At 43.2% G+C, this 16,563-nt stretch carries 25 protein-coding genes; 1 reads left to right on the forward strand and 24 read right to left on the reverse strand.

The genetic code is table 11. The features are described 5' to 3' along the window. Nucleotides 1-2: 2 nt before the first annotated feature. The 18 genes from rplR to rpsJ all read right to left on the reverse strand — a co-directional run bounded on the left by rplR (nt 3) and on the right by rpsJ (nt 8,523). Nucleotides 3-371 carry a 50S ribosomal protein L18 gene (gene rplR / locus BM377_RS09370; protein ID WP_092247208.1) on the reverse strand — a complete coding sequence of 123 codons (369 nt, stop codon included), beginning with the start codon at nt 369-371 and terminating at the stop codon, nt 3-5. A gap of 21 nt (nt 372-392) precedes the next feature. Next, a complete protein-coding gene (gene rplF, locus BM377_RS09375) occupies nt 393-932 on the reverse strand; it encodes a 50S ribosomal protein L6 (protein ID WP_092247211.1) in 540 nt (179 codons plus the stop codon). Nucleotides 933-947: 15 nt separating this feature from the next. Next, nucleotides 948-1,349 carry a 30S ribosomal protein S8 gene (gene rpsH / locus BM377_RS09380; RefSeq protein ID WP_092247214.1) on the reverse strand — a complete coding sequence of 134 codons (402 nt, stop codon included), beginning with the start codon at nt 1,347-1,349 and terminating at the stop codon, nt 948-950. Between the two features lie 179 nt (nt 1,350-1,528). After that, nucleotides 1,529-1,714, reverse strand: a complete 186-nt coding sequence (locus BM377_RS09385; protein ID WP_022764364.1) for a type Z 30S ribosomal protein S14 — start codon at nt 1,712-1,714, stop codon at nt 1,529-1,531. Between the two features lie 20 nt (nt 1,715-1,734). After that, nucleotides 1,735-2,274: a 50S ribosomal protein L5 gene (rplE, locus tag BM377_RS09390; protein WP_092247217.1), complete on the reverse strand. Its 540-nt coding sequence runs from the start codon at nt 2,272-2,274 to the stop codon at nt 1,735-1,737. Nucleotides 2,275-2,296: 22 nt separating this feature from the next. Continuing rightward, a complete protein-coding gene (gene rplX, locus BM377_RS09395) occupies nt 2,297-2,626 on the reverse strand; it encodes a 50S ribosomal protein L24 (protein ID WP_092247219.1) in 330 nt (109 codons plus the stop codon). A gap of 13 nt (nt 2,627-2,639) precedes the next feature. After that, complete coding sequence (gene rplN, locus BM377_RS09400) at nt 2,640-3,008, reverse strand: 50S ribosomal protein L14 (RefSeq protein WP_013280006.1); 369 nt, start codon at nt 3,006-3,008, stop codon at nt 2,640-2,642. Nucleotides 3,009-3,029: 21 nt separating this feature from the next. Beyond that, the gene (gene rpsQ / locus BM377_RS09405) at nt 3,030-3,284 is read right to left on the reverse strand and encodes a 30S ribosomal protein S17 (RefSeq protein WP_013280005.1); all 255 of its coding nucleotides are present in this window, start codon (nt 3,282-3,284) and stop codon (nt 3,030-3,032) included. A 31-nt stretch (nt 3,285-3,315) separates the two neighbouring features. Further along, nucleotides 3,316-3,525 carry a 50S ribosomal protein L29 gene (rpmC, locus tag BM377_RS09410; protein WP_092247222.1) on the reverse strand — a complete coding sequence of 70 codons (210 nt, stop codon included), beginning with the start codon at nt 3,523-3,525 and terminating at the stop codon, nt 3,316-3,318. Then, entirely contained in the window at nt 3,522-3,953 is a 432-nt protein-coding gene (rplP, locus tag BM377_RS09415) for a 50S ribosomal protein L16 (protein ID WP_092247225.1), read from the reverse strand. Before rplP ends, rpmC begins: the two co-directional genes overlap by 4 nt. Continuing rightward, nucleotides 3,953-4,624 (reverse strand): 30S ribosomal protein S3, encoded by a 672-nt coding sequence (gene rpsC, locus BM377_RS09420; protein WP_022778093.1) that lies wholly within the window; start codon nt 4,622-4,624, stop codon nt 3,953-3,955. The genes rplP and rpsC overlap by 1 nt, the downstream gene beginning before the upstream one ends. Nucleotides 4,625-4,643: 19 nt before the next feature. Further along, the gene (gene rplV, locus BM377_RS09425; protein ID WP_442857313.1) at nt 4,644-5,039 is read right to left on the reverse strand and encodes a 50S ribosomal protein L22; all 396 of its coding nucleotides are present in this window, start codon (nt 5,037-5,039) and stop codon (nt 4,644-4,646) included. Nucleotides 5,040-5,067: 28 nt separating this feature from the next. Next, nucleotides 5,068-5,358 (reverse strand): 30S ribosomal protein S19, encoded by a 291-nt coding sequence (gene rpsS, locus BM377_RS09430; protein WP_092247228.1) that lies wholly within the window; start codon nt 5,356-5,358, stop codon nt 5,068-5,070. An 11-nt stretch (nt 5,359-5,369) separates the two neighbouring features. Then, nucleotides 5,370-6,212, reverse strand: coding sequence for a 50S ribosomal protein L2 (rplB, locus tag BM377_RS09435; protein WP_092247230.1), 843 nt, complete (start codon nt 6,210-6,212; stop codon nt 5,370-5,372). A gap of 185 nt (nt 6,213-6,397) precedes the next feature. Next, complete coding sequence (rplW, locus tag BM377_RS09440; protein ID WP_092247233.1) at nt 6,398-6,697, reverse strand: 50S ribosomal protein L23; 300 nt, start codon at nt 6,695-6,697, stop codon at nt 6,398-6,400. After that, nucleotides 6,697-7,320 carry a 50S ribosomal protein L4 gene (gene rplD, locus BM377_RS09445; RefSeq protein ID WP_092247235.1) on the reverse strand — a complete coding sequence of 208 codons (624 nt, stop codon included), beginning with the start codon at nt 7,318-7,320 and terminating at the stop codon, nt 6,697-6,699. The genes rplW and rplD overlap by 1 nt, the downstream gene beginning before the upstream one ends. A 26-nt stretch (nt 7,321-7,346) precedes the next feature. Next, nucleotides 7,347-8,030, reverse strand: a complete 684-nt coding sequence (gene rplC, locus BM377_RS09450; protein ID WP_092247238.1) for a 50S ribosomal protein L3 — start codon at nt 8,028-8,030, stop codon at nt 7,347-7,349. Nucleotides 8,031-8,211: 181 nt separating this feature from the next. Further along, on the reverse strand, nt 8,212-8,523 hold the full coding sequence (gene rpsJ, locus BM377_RS09455) for a 30S ribosomal protein S10 (RefSeq protein WP_013279995.1): 312 nt from the start codon (nt 8,521-8,523) through the stop codon (nt 8,212-8,214). Between the two features lie 510 nt (nt 8,524-9,033). Here rpsJ and BM377_RS09460 point away from each other — a divergent pair. Continuing rightward, on the forward strand, nt 9,034-9,897 hold the full coding sequence (locus BM377_RS09460; protein ID WP_092247241.1) for a class I SAM-dependent methyltransferase: 864 nt from the start codon (nt 9,034-9,036) through the stop codon (nt 9,895-9,897). Here BM377_RS09460 and BM377_RS09465 read toward each other — a convergent pair whose 3' ends face one another. The 6 genes from BM377_RS09465 to rpsL form a co-directional block, all read right to left on the reverse strand. Next, nucleotides 9,898-10,608 (reverse strand): GTP pyrophosphokinase, encoded by a 711-nt coding sequence (locus BM377_RS09465; RefSeq protein ID WP_092247244.1) that lies wholly within the window; start codon nt 10,606-10,608, stop codon nt 9,898-9,900. Between the two features lie 121 nt (nt 10,609-10,729). Then, nucleotides 10,730-11,770: a hypothetical protein gene (locus BM377_RS09470; protein ID WP_092247249.1), complete on the reverse strand. Its 1,041-nt coding sequence runs from the start codon at nt 11,768-11,770 to the stop codon at nt 10,730-10,732. A 163-nt stretch (nt 11,771-11,933) separates the two neighbouring features. Continuing rightward, on the reverse strand, nt 11,934-13,124 hold the full coding sequence (gene tuf, locus BM377_RS09475; protein ID WP_092247253.1) for an elongation factor Tu: 1,191 nt from the start codon (nt 13,122-13,124) through the stop codon (nt 11,934-11,936). A 99-nt stretch (nt 13,125-13,223) separates the two neighbouring features. Beyond that, nucleotides 13,224-15,341 carry an elongation factor G gene (fusA, locus tag BM377_RS09480; RefSeq protein WP_092247256.1) on the reverse strand — a complete coding sequence of 706 codons (2,118 nt, stop codon included), beginning with the start codon at nt 15,339-15,341 and terminating at the stop codon, nt 13,224-13,226. Nucleotides 15,342-15,377: 36 nt separating this feature from the next. Further along, on the reverse strand, nt 15,378-15,848 hold the full coding sequence (rpsG, locus tag BM377_RS09485) for a 30S ribosomal protein S7 (RefSeq protein WP_026515646.1): 471 nt from the start codon (nt 15,846-15,848) through the stop codon (nt 15,378-15,380). A 129-nt stretch (nt 15,849-15,977) separates the two neighbouring features. After that, entirely contained in the window at nt 15,978-16,397 is a 420-nt protein-coding gene (gene rpsL, locus BM377_RS09490; RefSeq protein WP_092247259.1) for a 30S ribosomal protein S12, read from the reverse strand. Between the last annotated feature and the right edge of the window lie 166 nt (nt 16,398-16,563).

A 16,563-nucleotide genomic window follows, 5' to 3' on the forward strand; every position in this document is an offset into this window, starting at 1 on the left:
TCTTAGAATTCAAGGCCAGCTTCTCTGGCAGCATCAGCTAAAGCTTTTACTTTTCCGTGGTAGATATATCCACCTCTGTCAAATACAACGGCCTTGATGCCCTTATCTAATGCTCTCTTTGCTACAACATTACCGATCTTTGTAGCAGCCTCAATGTCGTCTGTATTCTTGAGCTCTGCCTTGATATCTTTTTCAAGAGTTGAAGCAGAAACAATTGTCTTGCCGGCAACATCATCAATAACCTGTGCATAAACATGATTATTGCTTCTAAATACTGCTAAACGTGGTCTCTCAGCTGTTCCGCTGAAACGATTACGAATCTTCATGTGCTTCTTAGCACGAACTTTCTGTCTTGATTCTTTACTAACCATTTTGCACTCTCCTTATCTTAATTACTTCTTACCTGTCTTACCAACCTTACGCTTGATAACCTCATCAATGTACTTGATTCCTTTGCCCTTATAAGGTTCGGGAGCTCTCTTCTCTCTGATGATAGCAGCGTGCTGGCCAACAGCCTCTTTGTCGATTCCCTTAACAGTGATTATCTGTCCCTCAACTACTGTCTCAACTCCTTCAGGATCAGTAAGTTCAACGGGATGTGAATAACCAAGTGTAAGAGAGAGTGTCTTACCATTCTTAGCAGCTCTGTAACCTACACCGTTAACCTCGAGCTTCTTCTCGAAACCATCTGTTACACCAACAACCATGTTGTTGAGAAGGCTTCTTGAAAGACCGTGTAAAGCTCTTGTCTTCTTCTGATCGTCAGGTCTCTTAACTTCGATCTGACCATCTGCCTGTGAGAAAGAAATCTCAGCAGGGAATACTCTTGTAAGGGTACCCTTAGGTCCCTTAACAGTCACCTTATTATTTTCTGCAACTTCTACTGTAACTCCAGCAGGAACTGCGATTGGCATTTTTCCGATTCGTGACATGCCCGTACCTCCAATTTACCAAATGAATGCAAGAACTTCGCCACCAACCTGGAGCTCTCTTGCTTTTTTATCAGTTACAACGCCCTGGTTTGTTGAAATGATTGCAATACCAAGACCGCCTAATACTCTGGGAAGCTCATCCTTGCCTGCGTATACACGAAGACCGGGTTTTGAGATTCTCTTAAGGCCTGTAATAACCTTATCGTTTCTGTCTGCACCGTACTTAAGTGTGATGTGAAGATTCTTGAAAGCGCCATCTTCAACAACATCAACCTTCTTAATATAACCCTCATCAAGAAGAATGTTTGCAATCGCAAGCTTCATCTTTGAAGAAGGAACATCAACAGTGTCATGCTTTGCAGTATTTGCGTTACGAATTCTTGTAAGCATATCTGCAATAGGATCGTTCATTGCCATTTTAAATTGCCTCCTTAATTATTCTTGCTTCGCCTTACTACTCCCCGAATTGAGCAGAGACACGAAGCCGCAATGTTTAAATATCTAGGTGTCATACGCAAAATGCTTAACACGCAAGCGTGTATGCATTTTGTTTTAATGACCCTAACAAGTAAAAACTTAACTATAAAACTACAGAATTACCAAGATGCCTTACGAACACCAGGAATCTCGCCCTTATATGCAAGCTCACGGAAGCAAATTCTGCAGATTCCGTACTTTCTAAGATAAGCATGAGGACGACCACAGATCTTACAACGGTTGTATGCACGTGTAGAGAACTTAGGTTTCATCTGCTGTTTCAACTTCATGGATAATTTAGCCATGTGTTATTTCCCTCCTATAATTACTTTGCAAAAGGCATATTGAACAGTCTGAGAAGCTCACGAGCCTCTTCGTCTGTCTTAGCTGTTGTTGTGAAAATTACATCCATACCTCTTGTCTTATCGATCTTATCGTACTCGATCTCAGGGAAGATGAGCTGCTCTTTAAGTCCAAGTGCATAGTTTCCTCTTCCGTCAAAAGAGTTAGGATTAACTCCTCTGAAGTCACGAACTCTGGGAAGAGCAAGGTTTACGAGACGATCAAGGAAATCGTACATCTTCTCGCCACGGAGTGTAACCTTACATCCGATAGGCATGCCCTCTCTCAACTTGAAGTTAGCGATTGACTTCTTAGCCTTTGTATAGATAGGCTTCTGGCCTGTGATGATAGCCATATCGTTTGCAGCGTTCTCAAGAAGCTTAGCATTCTCCTTAGCTTCTCCAACTGCCATATTTACAACGATCTTGTCGAGCTTAGGTACCTGCATAACGTTCTTATAACCGAACTTTTTGGTCATAGCATCAACGATCTCGTTCTTGTATAAATCTTTATATCTACTCAACGCTTAATACCTCCTTCCAAAATTAGTCAATAACCTCACCGGTCTTTTTAGCGATGCGGTTCTTCTTTACAACCTTACCGTTCTCGTCCTTCTCAACCTTGAAGCCGATTCTGGTAGGCTTGCCCTTGTGAAGATACACAACGTTTGAGATATCAAGAGCAGCTTCGCTCTCTACAATTCCGCCGTTAGGGTTCTTAGCAGAAGGCTTCTCATGCTTTGTAACCTTATTGATACCCTCTACAACAACCTTACCGTTCTTAGCATCAACAGAAAGAACCTTGCCTTCCTTGTCGATTTCTCTGCCGGCGATAACCTTAACTGTATCGCCCTTCTTAATCTTACATGTTGACATTATGGGCGCCTCCTTATAATACTTCCGGAGCAAGAGAAAGGATCTTCATGAATTTCTTCTCACGAAGCTCTCTGGCTACGGGTCCAAAAATACGTGTTCCCTTAGGCGTACCATCTTCATTGATAACAACAGCAGCGTTCTCATCAAATCTGATGTAGGAACCGTCCTTACGACGTGTCTCTTTAACAGTACGAACGACAACAGCCTTTACAACATCACCCTTCTTTACAACTCCGCCGGGTGTTGCTTCTTTAACGGAAGCAACGATAGTGTCGCCGATTCTCGCATATCTTCTTGTAGATCCACCCATAACACGGATAGTGAGAAGCTCTTTCGCACCGGTGTTATCAGCGACCTTCAGTCTACTTTCCTGCTGAATCATGATATTTCTCCTTTTTTCGTATTACTTTGCACGTTCAATAATGGATACAAGTCTCCATCTCTTATCTTTGGAGATAGGCTTTGTTTCCATGACTTTAACTGTGTCACCGATACGGCACTCATTGTTCTCGTCATGAGCCTTAAGCTTATATGTTCTCTTCACGATTTTCTTGTAAAGAGGATGCTTAACATGGTCCTCAATGGAAACTGTGATGGTCTTGTCCATCTTATCGCTTGTTACTTTTCCAACACGCGTTTTTCTTAAATTTCTTTCCACGATTATTCTCCTTTTAGATTAGGCAAAAGGCTTAGTTAGCAGCCTTAGCATTCTGTGTGATTACAGTCTGGATTCTTGCAATATTTCTTCTTACTTCTTTGATTCTTGCTGTATTATCCAACTGGTTTGTAGCGTTCTGGAATTTTAAATTAAAAAGTTCCTTCTTAGCTGATACAAGCTCTGTCTGAAGCTCATCAACAGACTTAGCCTTAAGCTCGTCTACATACTTATTTATTTTCATTTAGATACACCGCCTTCCAAATCAGCCTTTGAAACGATCTTGCATTTGCAAGGAAGCTTATGTGTCGCAAGACGAAGAGCTTCTCTAGCATCGGCCTCGGCAACTCCACCGATTTCGAACATTACACGACCGGGCTTAACAACAGCTACCCATCTATCTACTGCACCTTTACCGGAACCCATACGTGTTCCAAGAGGCTTTAATGTGATAGGTTTGTCAGGGAAAATCTTGATCCAAACATTACCACCACGCTTGATGAAACGTGTCATAGCTATACGAGCTGCCTCAATCTGGTTTGAATTGATCCAGCAAGGCTCAAGCGCAACAATTCCGTACTCACCATAAGTGATTGTAGTACCACGAGTAATTTTATGAGCCATTGAACCGCGGAACTGCTTGCGGTGCTTAACTCTCTTAGGCATTAACATTATTTATCGCTCCCTTCCTTATCTGAATTCTCACCAGCCTTGGTCGGAAGTACTTCACCCTTGTAGATCCATACCTTAACACCAACCTTGCCGTAAGTTGTATCTGCTTCAGCAAAACCATAATCGATATCTGCTCTGAGTGTCTGAAGAGGAATAGTTCCCTCGCTGTAGAACTCTGAACGAGCGATATCTGCACCGCCGAGACGGCCTGAGCAGCATGCCTTGATACCAAGTGCATCTGTCTTCATTGTTCTGCTCATGCAAGACTTCATTGCTCTTCTGAATGATACACGGTTCTCAAGCTGCTGAGCGATGTTCTCTGCAACAAGCTGTGCATCCTTATCGGGCTTCTTGATCTCTTTGATATCAACAAGAACCTTCTTGTCTGTGAGCTTTGAAAGCTCTTTCTTGGTTACTTCGATCTCAGCACCGCCCTTACCGATAACAACACCGGGCTTAGCTGTGTAAACGATAACCTTAACTCTATCTGATGCTCTCTCGATCTCGATCTTAGAAACACCAGCTGCATATAACTTCTTCTTCAGAAATTTTCTGATATTGTAATCTTCTACAAGATTATTGGCGAAATCGCCAGATTCAGCATACCACTTGGAATCCCAGTCAGCGATAACACCGACTCTGAGGCCATGAGGATTAACTTTCTGTCCCATTTTTCGCTTCTCCTTTCAATTATCTCTCGTCCAAAATAACAGTCAGATGGCTCATTCTCTTGTTGATTCTGTATGCTCTGCCCTGAGCTCTAGGCTGAATTCTCTTCATGATAGGGCCGTTGCTTGCAGTGCACTCAGCAACAAAGAGGTTTGCTCTGTTCATTCCCTTATTGTTCTCTGCGTTAGCTACAGCGCTGTTAAGGAGCTTGTAGATTACGCTTGAAGCATATCTGGGGTTGTACTGAAGGATTGCAAGTGCAGTCTCAACATCCTTACCTCTGATAGCATCCATGACAAAGCATGCCTTCTGAACAGGTATTCTTGCGTAAGATAACTTTGCAAAAGGTCTTGTCTCTTTATTGTCACGATTTCTTTCTCTTTTAATTTTAGATCTATGCTTGATTTCCATTTCCATGGATTTGACCTCCTTTCATTGACACTTCTTAGTTAATGCTGCTCTTTCTCTCAACGGGAGAACTTCCGGCATGTCCTCTGAATGTTCTTGTGGGAACAAACTCACCAAGCTTGTGTCCAACCATATCTTCAGTAACATATACAGGAATATGCTTTCTTCCGTCATGAACAGCTATTGTGTGTCCAACAAAAGACGGGAAAATTGTAGAACGACGTGACCAAGTCTTAACTATCTGCTTCTGGCCCTCTGCGTTCATAGCATCTATCTTCTTGAGCAGGCTTGCGTCTGCAAAAGGTCCCTTTTTAAGTGATCTAGACATTTTATTCCTCCTTATTTGATGGCTTTACCGTTTCTTCTTCTTACGATCAGCTTGTTTGAAGCCTTCTTAGCCTTACGTGTCTTGTAACCAAGAGCAGGCTTGCCCCAAGGTGTGCAAGGGCCAGAACGTCCAATAGGTGCTCTACCTTCACCACCTCCGTGAGGATGGTCGTTAGGGTTCATAACAGAACCACGAACTGTAGGTCTGATACCCATGTGACGGATTCTTCCGGCTTTACCATAGTTAATAAGGTTGTGATCACCGTTTCCTACAACACCGATTGTTGCTCTGCACTCGATAGGAACCATTCTCATCTCGCCTGAAGGAAGACGAAGTGTTGCGTACTTACCTTCTTTAGCCATGAGCTGTGCAGCGTTTCCGGCTGAACGAACCATCTGGCCGCCCTTTCCGGGATAAAGCTCAATGTTGTGTACGTTTTCACCGACAGGAATTGCTGAAAGAGGAAGGCAGTTACCAACTCTGATCTCAGCGTTAGCGCCGTTCATAACTTTCATTCCGTCTGTAAGACCGTTAGGTGCAAGGATGTATGCTTTTATTCCATCCTCGTACTGAATAAGTGCGATATTAGCAGATCTGTTAGGATCGTACTCGATACCGATAACTGTTGCAGTCATATCGTCCTTATTTCTCTTGAAATCTATAATTCTGTACTTAACTCTGCCGCCGCATCCACGATGTCTAACAGTGATCTTACCCTGGTTGTTACGTCCGGCCTTGCTGTTCTTAGAAACAACGAGTGATCTCTCGGGAGTCTTCTTTGTGATCTCTGAGAAATCTGAACCGGTCATATTTCTTCTGGATGGGGTATATGGGCCGTATTTCTTAATTCCCATGATATTTTCTCCTTTTTTGTTTATCACGTGCATGGTGCTTGTAGCACTTGAATCCCGGACTTAAGTTGGATTCGCACGTATAGTTAGTTTGCGGTATCGCAAGCTTCACTAAACTCGATAGAACCTCGTTAAGTGAACTTGCATGGTTCGCACTAAGCTCGATATTACCTCGCTAAGTGCTCTACTCAAAGTCCCTGGAAGATTTCGATGTCCTTGCTGTCCTCAGTTAACTGAACAATAGCTTTCTTAGTCTTAGCTGTGAAGCCGATTGTCATTCCACGTCTCTTCTTCTTGCCGTTGGCATTGAGTGTGTTAACCTTAGCAACCTTTGTTCCTTCGAACATCTTCTCTACAGCTTCCTTGATCTGTGTCTTGTTTGCTTCAGGATTTACAAGGAAAGTGTACTTCTTCTCGCTCATGCCTGCCATGCTCTTCTCAGTAATTACAGGCTTAAGGATTACGTCATAATACTGTAATGCTGCCATTAGCAATACACCTCCTCTATCTTAGCAACTGCGTCCTTTGTAAGAACGAGTGTCCTAGCGTTTACGATATCATACACATTAAGTGTGTTTGTAAGTGTTGTGTTAGCCTCTGCAAGGTTTCTTGCTGAAAGAACTACGTTCTTGTCATTGTCTGCAAGAACTACAAGAGCCTTACGTGTAGCCTTGAGGTTATTCATAACCTCTGCGAACTTCTTAGTCTTGATCTCATCGAACTTAAGCTCGTCAACTACGATGATGTTGTTGTTCTGAGCCTTGTCTGTAAGAGCAGACTTAAGAGCAGCTCTCTTCTCTTTCTTGTTCATCTTGAAAGAGTAATCTCTCGGAACGGGAGCAAATACAACTCCGCCGCCCTTCCACTGAGGAGCTCTGATAGATCCCTGTCTAGCATGACCTGTTCCCTTCTGTCTCCAAGGCTTTCTTCCGCCTCCTGAAACTTCAGAACGTGTCTTTGCTTTCTGTGTACCCTGGCGCTTGTCAGCGAGCTGCTGAAGAACTGCCATGTGTACGAGATGTTCATTTACTTCAACTCCGAAGATAGCATCGCTTAAATCAAGCTTACCAACTTCTTTGCCTTCCATATTGTAAACAGATACATTAGCCATCTGTATGGTCCTCCTTTCGTGTTCTATTATCCGATAACCTTAACGGTTTCCTTGATGGTAACAAGTCCCTTCTTAGGTCCGGGAATAGCGCCCTTTACAAGAATAAGGTTCTTGTCTGCGTCTACTCTAACAACCTCAAGATTCTGAACTGTTACTTTCACACTACCCATGTGACCGGGCATTCCCTTACCCTTAAATACGCGGCTGGGATCTGAAGATGAACCATTAGAACCCTGATGACGGTGGAATTTGGAACCGTGAGCCATGGGTCCTCTGTGCTGACCATTCTTCTTGATGGCGCCCTGGAATCCTTTTCCCTTTGAAATTGCTGTAGCGTCGATCTTGTCGCCCTCAGCAAATACATCAGCCTTGATCTCTGCACCAAGCTCATACTCTGCAGCGTTCTCAAGCTTGAACTCTCTTACATATCTCTTGCAAGAAACTCCGGCCTTCTTGAAGTGACCCTGCTCAGCCTTGGTTGCACCGTGGCGATGATAAATTGTCTTGTTTCCGTTCTTGTCCTTGTTAACAACCTTTTCCTTCTTGTCAACAAAGCCAACCTGGACAGCGCTGTAACCGTCGTTCTCAACAGTCTTGATCTGTGTAACAACACAAGGTCCTGCCTGAAGAACAGTTACAGGAACGAGTGAACCGTCCTCTTTGAAGATCTGAGTCATTCCGACTTTAGTAGCTAAAATAGCCTTCTTCATGTTTTTACCTCCTTATTACGTCTACAGCGGATGCTTACTTCATTCGCAATGTCGCTTCAATTGTTCCGCAACGTTTTGAACAATTCTCCAGTTATCACGGCATCATGCGTCTCGCATCATACTAGTAGAGGTTTAAAATAAATAGTTACTTTATTAGATAATGTAATACTTCTTATATGTATTACTTCATCTTGATGTTAATGTTTACACCTGCAGGCATCTCGAGTCTCTGAAGAGCCTCTACTGTCTTGGAAGTAGGTGTAATGATATCGATAAGTCTCTTGTGTGTTCTCTGCTCGAACTGCTCTCTTGAATCCTTATACTTATGAACAGCTCTTAAGATAGTAACAACTTCCTTCTTTGTAGGAAGGGGAACAGGTCCGCTTACCTGAGAACCGTTCTTCTTGACTGTCTCGATGATCTTCTTGGCAGATGCATCAACAAGCTGATGATCATATGCCTTAAGTGTAATTCTCATTACCTGATTTGCCATAAAAAAAGTCGCCTCCTTTTCGCACTTTTGAATTAAGTACGACAAGCGGTGACTGTACACTCTCCCGTGTGTGTCCTAAGCAATAAACCAAATTAAAGCTGTAAAACTTCTACACGTCGTTTCTGCCTTGGGTTAGTCGGCAGACTTAAATTACTGTACAGTGACTTGTCGTCAGTTTGTTTGGCTGCTCGGCAGCCTCTAGACATTCGCTCCACGGAAAACCTGCTTAACTGGATAAAGCAGCAACCTCACGCTTCATAGCTATCATGTCACAGCGTCTTATACTATAAAACATTTTTCCGATATATGCAACCTCTTTTTATAAATTAATCACTTTAATCGCAAAATCAATGTTTTTTGCCCATTTTGCTTGATCTATTTTAATCTCTTTTACCATTTCATTGGAATGACGGTAATTATCGTGATATCATTCACGATGGACATGAGTTAGAATCATATTATATAAGAAAAAAGACATTGTTCATAATATAAACAGAAAGGCACTTAGATATGTGGATTGCAGACGGATGGAAAGATTATGAGGTCATCGATACCTCGAGCGGCGAGAAGCTCGAAAGATGGGGCGACTACCTGCTTGTAAGACCGGATCCTCAGGTAATATGGAACACTGAAAAGAAACACTTCGGATGGAAGAAGCCCAACGGACATTATCACAGAAGCAATAAAGGCGGCGGCGAGTGGGAGTTCCACAAGCTTCCGGAGGAATGGACTATTAATTATAAGGAACTCACTTTTAATCTTAAGCCCTTCAGCTTCAAGCATACGGGTCTTTTCCCCGAGCAGGCTGCCAACTGGGATTGGTTTTCTTCTTTAATAAAGAAGGCCGATCGCCAGATCAAGGTTCTCAACCTCTTTGCATATACGGGAGGTGCCACTGTCTCGGCCGCTAAGGCAGGTGCCAGTGTCACACACGTTGACGCCGCCAAAGGCATGGTAGCTTGGGCAAAAGAAAATGCGGCTTCCTCAGGGCTTGCCGATGCACCCATCAGATATCTCGTAGATGACTGCGTTAAATTCGTAGAAAGAGAAATAAGAAGAGGAAATAAATACGACGGCGTAATAATGGATCCTCCTTCTTACGGAAGAGGACCCAAAGGTGAGATCTGGAAGATTGAGGAATCTGTTTTTCCTTTTATTCAGCTTACGAGTAAGCTCCTTTCGGATAATCCTCTTTTCTTCCTTATAAATTCGTATACAACCGGTTTACAGCCCGCAGTTCTTTCATACATGCTTCATACTGTTCTTGATCCTATTCATCCCGGAACAATTGAAGCAAATGAGATCGGTCTTCCGGTTAAAAACAACGGTCTCGTTCTTCCCTGCGGCGCCAGCGGAAGATGGACAGCCAAATAATTATTCTTCGCTTGCATCGATCTTTTCCCGTATCTGCTGCATTCTAAGATCGAGCTGATTTATAAGATCTGCGCTAAACTTAAGATCATCGGAAATCACATCCTGGTTTTCGATGTTCTTTTTATATTTCATCTTGTGTTCAAGACTTGCCCAGAAGTCCATCGCGATCGTTCTGAACTGAACTTCCACCTTCATAAACTCTTTTTCCTGAGTTAAGAATATAGGAACCTCGATAATAAGGTGTAAGCTCCTGTAACCGCTCTTCTTGGGCTTTTCAATGTAATCTTTTTTCTGTATTACCTCAATGTCATCCTGCTTGGCAAGGCAATCGGCGAGCATGTAAATGTCATCGACAAACGAGCAAATGACTCTTATACCTGCGATGTCCGATATGTTCTTTTTTATATTATCCAGTGAAAAATCAAGTCCTTTTGCCTCCAACTTGTTGTAGATACTCATTGGAGTCTTTATTCTCATCTTGATCGCCTCAAAAGGATTTCTGTTGTTTCGAAGCGAAAGCTCTTTGTTGAGTACATCCAGCTTGGTCCTGACTTCCGACAACGCACAATCATACTTCATCATCAGAAGCTGAAAATCTTTATACTGATCTTTCATTTTAAGAAGGTTCTCAAGATCACTGTGTGTGATACTCCCATCTCCCCCCTGCTTAGCAAAATCTATCTCGGAATAGTCGACGTGTTTTACTGCCATAGACTTCACTCCTTTTCTTGTAGTTCTCGTAAGTTCAGTATAACAGCAAGGCTTAAACATTCTATGAACTAATTATAAAAATACTGCTAATCTTGCGTATTTTTAGGCGTTTGAACACATTTTACACTTGATTATCTATGGAAGCTCCTTTTACATCATTTGATAAAAGACTTAGCTTATTGAGGATGTTGGTTATCTCAATGTTGACATCTTCCTGCACGTCTTCAAGCGACCTTTCCTCTGTGATAACCACCTTCTTATAATTATCGGGATTATTCTCCTCTGCCTCCGCACGTTCTCTTCTGGCTATTGCTCTCTTAGCATCTGCGCCGGTTGCATGTCCGAGTTCTGTTCTATCTTTTATATTCTCGATAAGTTCCTGCAACTGAGCCTCTTTTTCCAGCTTCTTGGCTTCTTTCTTCTTTTCCTCTTTCTTCTCTTCTGCAGCTTCCTTGGCTTCCTCTTCGCGCTCTTTCTGCTCTTCATCGATATTCTCGACTGCGTCGCTTGTCAAAAGAGCTATCGCCTCCTTAGTGGATGCGTCCATAATATTATCAGCTTCCTTTTGTGCATCGAGCATATCGTTGGATTTAAGGCGTTCCCTCTTGATGTCCGCATAGCCGCATACGAGTGATGCCATCTTATTCTCTATATCCCTCATTTCTTTTGTTTTATCTTGGTCCGAAGAGACATAGTACAACGCTTTCTTCTGAAACTCAGTTAGATTGTTATATTCATCTAAAGAAAGCTGAGTATCGGGATCAGTACTCCGTGCTCTCTCGGCGTACCCCTCAAGTTCAATATACTCTCTACTTGTAGGTTCAACCCCATATTCAGACATGAGCTCTTTTAGCATGGCATTGTCCGCTTTGTTCTGCTCTTTCATTTCATTTAATTCTTCAGAAAGGGATTTTATCTGATCCTTTATTGACTGCATTTGAGCATCAAGCTTCTTCTCTCCGCCAAATGCATCCGCTACGATCTTAAGCGCATTCTTCTTAGCAAAGTCCTGACGCTGCTCAAGCAAGCTCTGAATTTTGAGATTGGCTCCTGACACAGAAACATTCTTTCCTTTGTCACTTGTTTTGACTTTATCGGGATCGATCGGCTCCTGTGTGGGATAAAGATTATTCTGAACATCCATGTTCTCTTGTATACGCATAAGGCTCCTCCTGTGTTAGTGATAAATATGTATAGTTATCCTTATATCGTATATATCGGTTTAAACTCGGTGAATGTTTATAGAAAAAGCAAATAAAAAAGAGCTCCGAGCACAAGGCTCGAAGCTCTTTATATTTGCATTTAGCTAAAAGCTAGAAGGTAGATCACTCTACGATTGTAGCAACCTTACCTGATCCAACTGTACGTCCACCCTCACGGATAGCGAACTTAAGACCCTGCTCCATAGCGATGGGGTGAATAAGCTCGATAGACATTGTTACGTGGTCACCAGGCATGCACATCTCAACACCATCGGGAAGGTTGCAGACACCTGTAACGTCAGTTGTTCTGAAGTAGAACTGAGGTCTGTAGTTTGTGAAGAAAGGTGTATGACGGCCACCCTCGTCCTTAGTAAGAACGTAAACCTCAGCAGTGAACTTTGTATGGCAAGTTACTGTGCCGGGCTTTGTGATAACCTGACCTCTCTGGATACCTTCACGGTCAACACCACGAAGAAGAAGACCTACGTTGTCACCAGCCTCGCAGTAATCCATTGTCTTACGGAACATCTCGATACCTGTTACAACAGACTTAGATGTCTCTTCCTTGATACCAACGATTTCGATTTCGTCGTTGAGGTTAAGTGAACCTCTCTCTACTCTACCAGTAGCAACTGTTCCACGTCCTGTGATTGTGAATACGTCCTCAACAGGCATAAGGAAAGGCTTATCTGTCTCACGAGTAGGCTCAGGGATGTAAGAATCAACTGTGTCCATAAGCTCCATAACCTTATCGCCCCACTCAGACTTAGGATCCTCAAGAGCCTTAAGAGCTGAACCACGGATGATAGGTGTGTCATCTCCAGGGAACTCATACTCTGTAAGAAGGTCTCTGATCTCCATCTCAACGAGGTCGAGAAGCTCAGGATCATCAACCATATCACACTTGTTCATGAATACGATGATGTAAGGAACACCAACCTGACGAGCAAGAAGAACGTGCTCCTTAGTCTGTGCCATAACACCGTCTGTAGCAGCAACAACGAGGATAGAACCATCCATCTGAGCTGCACCAGTGATCATGTTCTTTACATAGTCAGCGTGGCCAGGGCAGTCAACGTGTGCGTAGTGTCTGCTAGCTGTCTCATACTCGATGTGAGCAGAGTTAATTGTGATTCCACGCTCTTTCTCTTCGGGAGCCTTATCGATCTGATCGAATGCAACAGCAGGTGAAAATCCTCTGTCTGCAAGAACAGTTGTGATAGCTGCTGTAAGAGTTGTTTTACCATGGTCAACGTGTCCGATTGTACCAATGTTAACGTGTGGTTTGCTTCTGTCAAACTTAGCTTTTGCCATTTCTAAATATCCTCCTTAGGTTAAATGTTAATCAACATTTACATACATAATTTAACCGACTACATCGATTATATTAAAACTTCGGCGTTTTATCAATAATTATTTCGCCTTATTTGTAAGAACTTTCTCCTGAACGTTCTTAGGAACGGGCTCATACTTCTCAAAGAACATTGAGTAGTTACCACGACCCTGAGTTCTTGAACGAAGGTCTGTAGCGTATCCGAACATCTCAGCAAGAGGAACATAAGCTCTTACGATCTTACCGCCGCCGAGATCGTCCATACCTTCTACACGTCCACGACGTGAGTTTACATCACCGATAACATCACCCATGTATTCCTCGGGCATTGTTACCTCAACCTTCATGATAGGCTCAAGAAGAACAGGTGCACCCTTCTGCATAGCATCCTTGAACGCCATAGATCCTGCGATGTGGAATGCCATTTCTGAAGAGTCGACTTCATGATATGATCCGTCGTATACAGTAGCGTGTACACCTACAACAGGATATCCACCAAGTGTTCCGGCCTTCATAGCCTCTTCGATACCTTCGCTGATAGGCTGGATGAATTCCTTAGGAATAGCACCGCCGACAACTTCGCTATCGAACTGGTAAAGATTGTCTCCGTTGGCATCCATGGGCTCGAAACGAACTTTACAATGTCCGTACTGTCCACGTCCACCGGACTGCTTAGCATATTTAGACTCAATATCAACTGCCTTTGTAAGTGCCTCTCTATATGCAACCTGAGGAGCACCAACGTTAGCCTCAACCTTGTACTCACGAAGAAGTCTGTCTACGATAATGTCAAGGTGAAGCTCACCCATTCCGGCAATGATTGTCTGACCTGTCTCAGAGTTAGTGTGAGCTCTGAATGTAGGATCTTCTTCAGCAAGCTTCTGAAGAGCCTCGTCAAGCTTCTGCTGACCGGCCTTAGTCTTAGGCTCGATAGCAAGCTCGATAACAGGATCAGGGAATTCCATAGACTCAAGGATAACAGGATTCTTCTCATCGCAAAGTGTGTCACCTGTTACAGTGTTCTTAAGTCCAACTGCAGCAGCGATATCACCTGAGTAAACCTTATCAAGGTCTGATCTCTTGTTAGCGTGCATCTGAAGAATACGTCCAAGACGTTCCTTATTATCTTTTGAGCTGTTAAGTACGTATGAACCTGAGTTTGCTGTACCACGATATACACGGAAGAATGCAAGCTTTCCAACGAAAGGATCGCTGACAATCTTGAATGCAAGTGCTGCAAACGGGCCATCATCTGTTGACTCAATCTCGATCTCATTACCATCCATGTCAGTACCCTTACATGCAGGGATATCAACAGGTGAAGGCATGAATTCAATAACTGCGTCGATAAGTTTCTGGATACCTCTGTTCTTGTGGGCAGATCCACAGCAAACAGGGAATGCTCTACACTCGCAAGTAGCCTTACGAAGTGCTGCCTTGAGCTCTTCCTTAGAAGGCTCATTACCCTCAAGGTACTCCATCATAAGATCTTCATCAAGATCGCAGATCTTCTCAACGAGTTCGCCATGATAAAGCTCAGCGTCATCCTTAAGGTCAGCGGGGATCTCACCAATAGTAACATCCTCACCCTTATCATCGTTGTAGATGTATGCCTGCATCTCGAAAAGGTCGATAACACCCTGGAACTGATCCTCAGCTCCGATAGGGATCTCGATCATAATAGCATTTTTCTTAAGTCTGTTACGGATCTGCTCAACTGCTCCGTAGTAGTTTGCTCCGATGATATCCATCTTGTTGATGAATGCCATACGAGGAACATTAAATCCGTCAGCCTGACGCCAAACGTTCTCAGACTGAGGCTCAACACCTTCCTTAGCACTGAATACGCCTACGGCGCCATCAAGTACTCTAAGTGAACGCTCAACCTCAACGGTGAAGTCTACGTGGCCGGGTGTATCAATGATGTTGATACGGTGCTCAAGAGCGCCGGGCTTAGTCTTACCGTTTTCCTGAAGTGTCCAGTGGCATGTTGTAGCTGCGGATGTGATTGTGATACCTCTTTCCTGCTCCTGTTCCATCCAGTCCATGGTAGCAGTACCTTCATAGGTCTCACCAATCTTATAGTTTACACCGGTATAGTAAAGAATACGCTCTGTAAGAGTAGTCTTACCTGCGTCGATATGAGCCATGATACCGATGTTCCTGGTTCTCTCCAATGGGTATTGTCTATCAGCCAAAGGTTCTTCCTCCTAAAAATCTGAAATCTCACCAGATTAGAATCTGTAGTGTGAGAATGCCTTGTTTGCTTCTGCCATCTTGTGCATGTCTTCTTTTCTCTTTACAGCTGCACCAGTGTTATTGTATGCATCCATAATCTCTGAAGCGAGTCTGTCTACCATAGTCTTCTCGCCTCTTGCACGTGAGAAAGTTACAAGCCAACGAAGTGCAAGAGCCTGACGTCTGTCTGGTCTAACCTCAATAGGAACCTGGTATGTAGCACCACCAATACGTCTTGCTTTTACTTCGAGAGCGGGCATGATGTTATTCATAGCTCCCTCGAAAATTTCAAGAGCGGGCTTTCCACCCTTCTCTTCTACCTGTGCAAATGCACCATATACGATCTTCTGAGCAACGCCCTTCTTACCATCGAGCATTACCTGATTAACAAGCTTGGTTACAACCTTGTTATCGTATAAAGGATCTGCTAATACGTCACGTTTTACAATATGTCCTTTACGCGGCACGGTTCTTCCCTCCTTTAGAATTGCTAAAATCAACGGTACTCACTAATTTAGTGTACGTGCGGTTTCTTTACTACTTATATAGAATAGAACACCAACACTTTTAAAATTAGATCTGTTACTTAAAATAAATTACTTGGCAGCCTTAGGCTTCTTAGCGCCATACTTAGAACGAGCCTGTTTTCTGTCGGCTACACCTGCAGTATCAAGAGTACCTCTGATAATGTGATACCTTGTACCAGGGAGATCCTTAACTCTTCCGCCACGGATAAGAACAACGCTATGCTCCTGAAGGTTGTGACCTTCTCCGGGAATGTAGCTTGTTACCTCAATACCGTTAGAAAGACGTACTCTGGCGATTTTTCTCAGAGCAGAGTTAGGCTTCTTAGGGGTTGCTGTCTTAACAGCTGTGCAAACACCACGCTTCTGAGGAGAAGCTGTTGCAGTTGCCTTCTTGTGAAGAGAGTTAAAACCCTTCTGCAACGCAGGTGCTGTAGACTTCTTTACAGATGTCTGACGACCCTTTCTAACTAACTGGTTAAATGTTGGCATTCCTTTTACCTCCTATTTTGATAAGAAAAACTAATATAAAAAGCGGATTCATAACCCGCGATTTATAGCATAAAACAAAAGGGCATAGTTTCACCCTCTTGTCTATACACGCAATTATGAATTATATAGACAATTTTTTTCATTGTCAACAAATATTTTTCATGGA

Origin of the sequence: Butyrivibrio sp. INlla21, assembly GCF_900116875.1 — a bacterium.
In the GTDB taxonomy this organism is placed as follows: Bacteria; Bacillota; Clostridia; order Lachnospirales; family Lachnospiraceae; genus Butyrivibrio.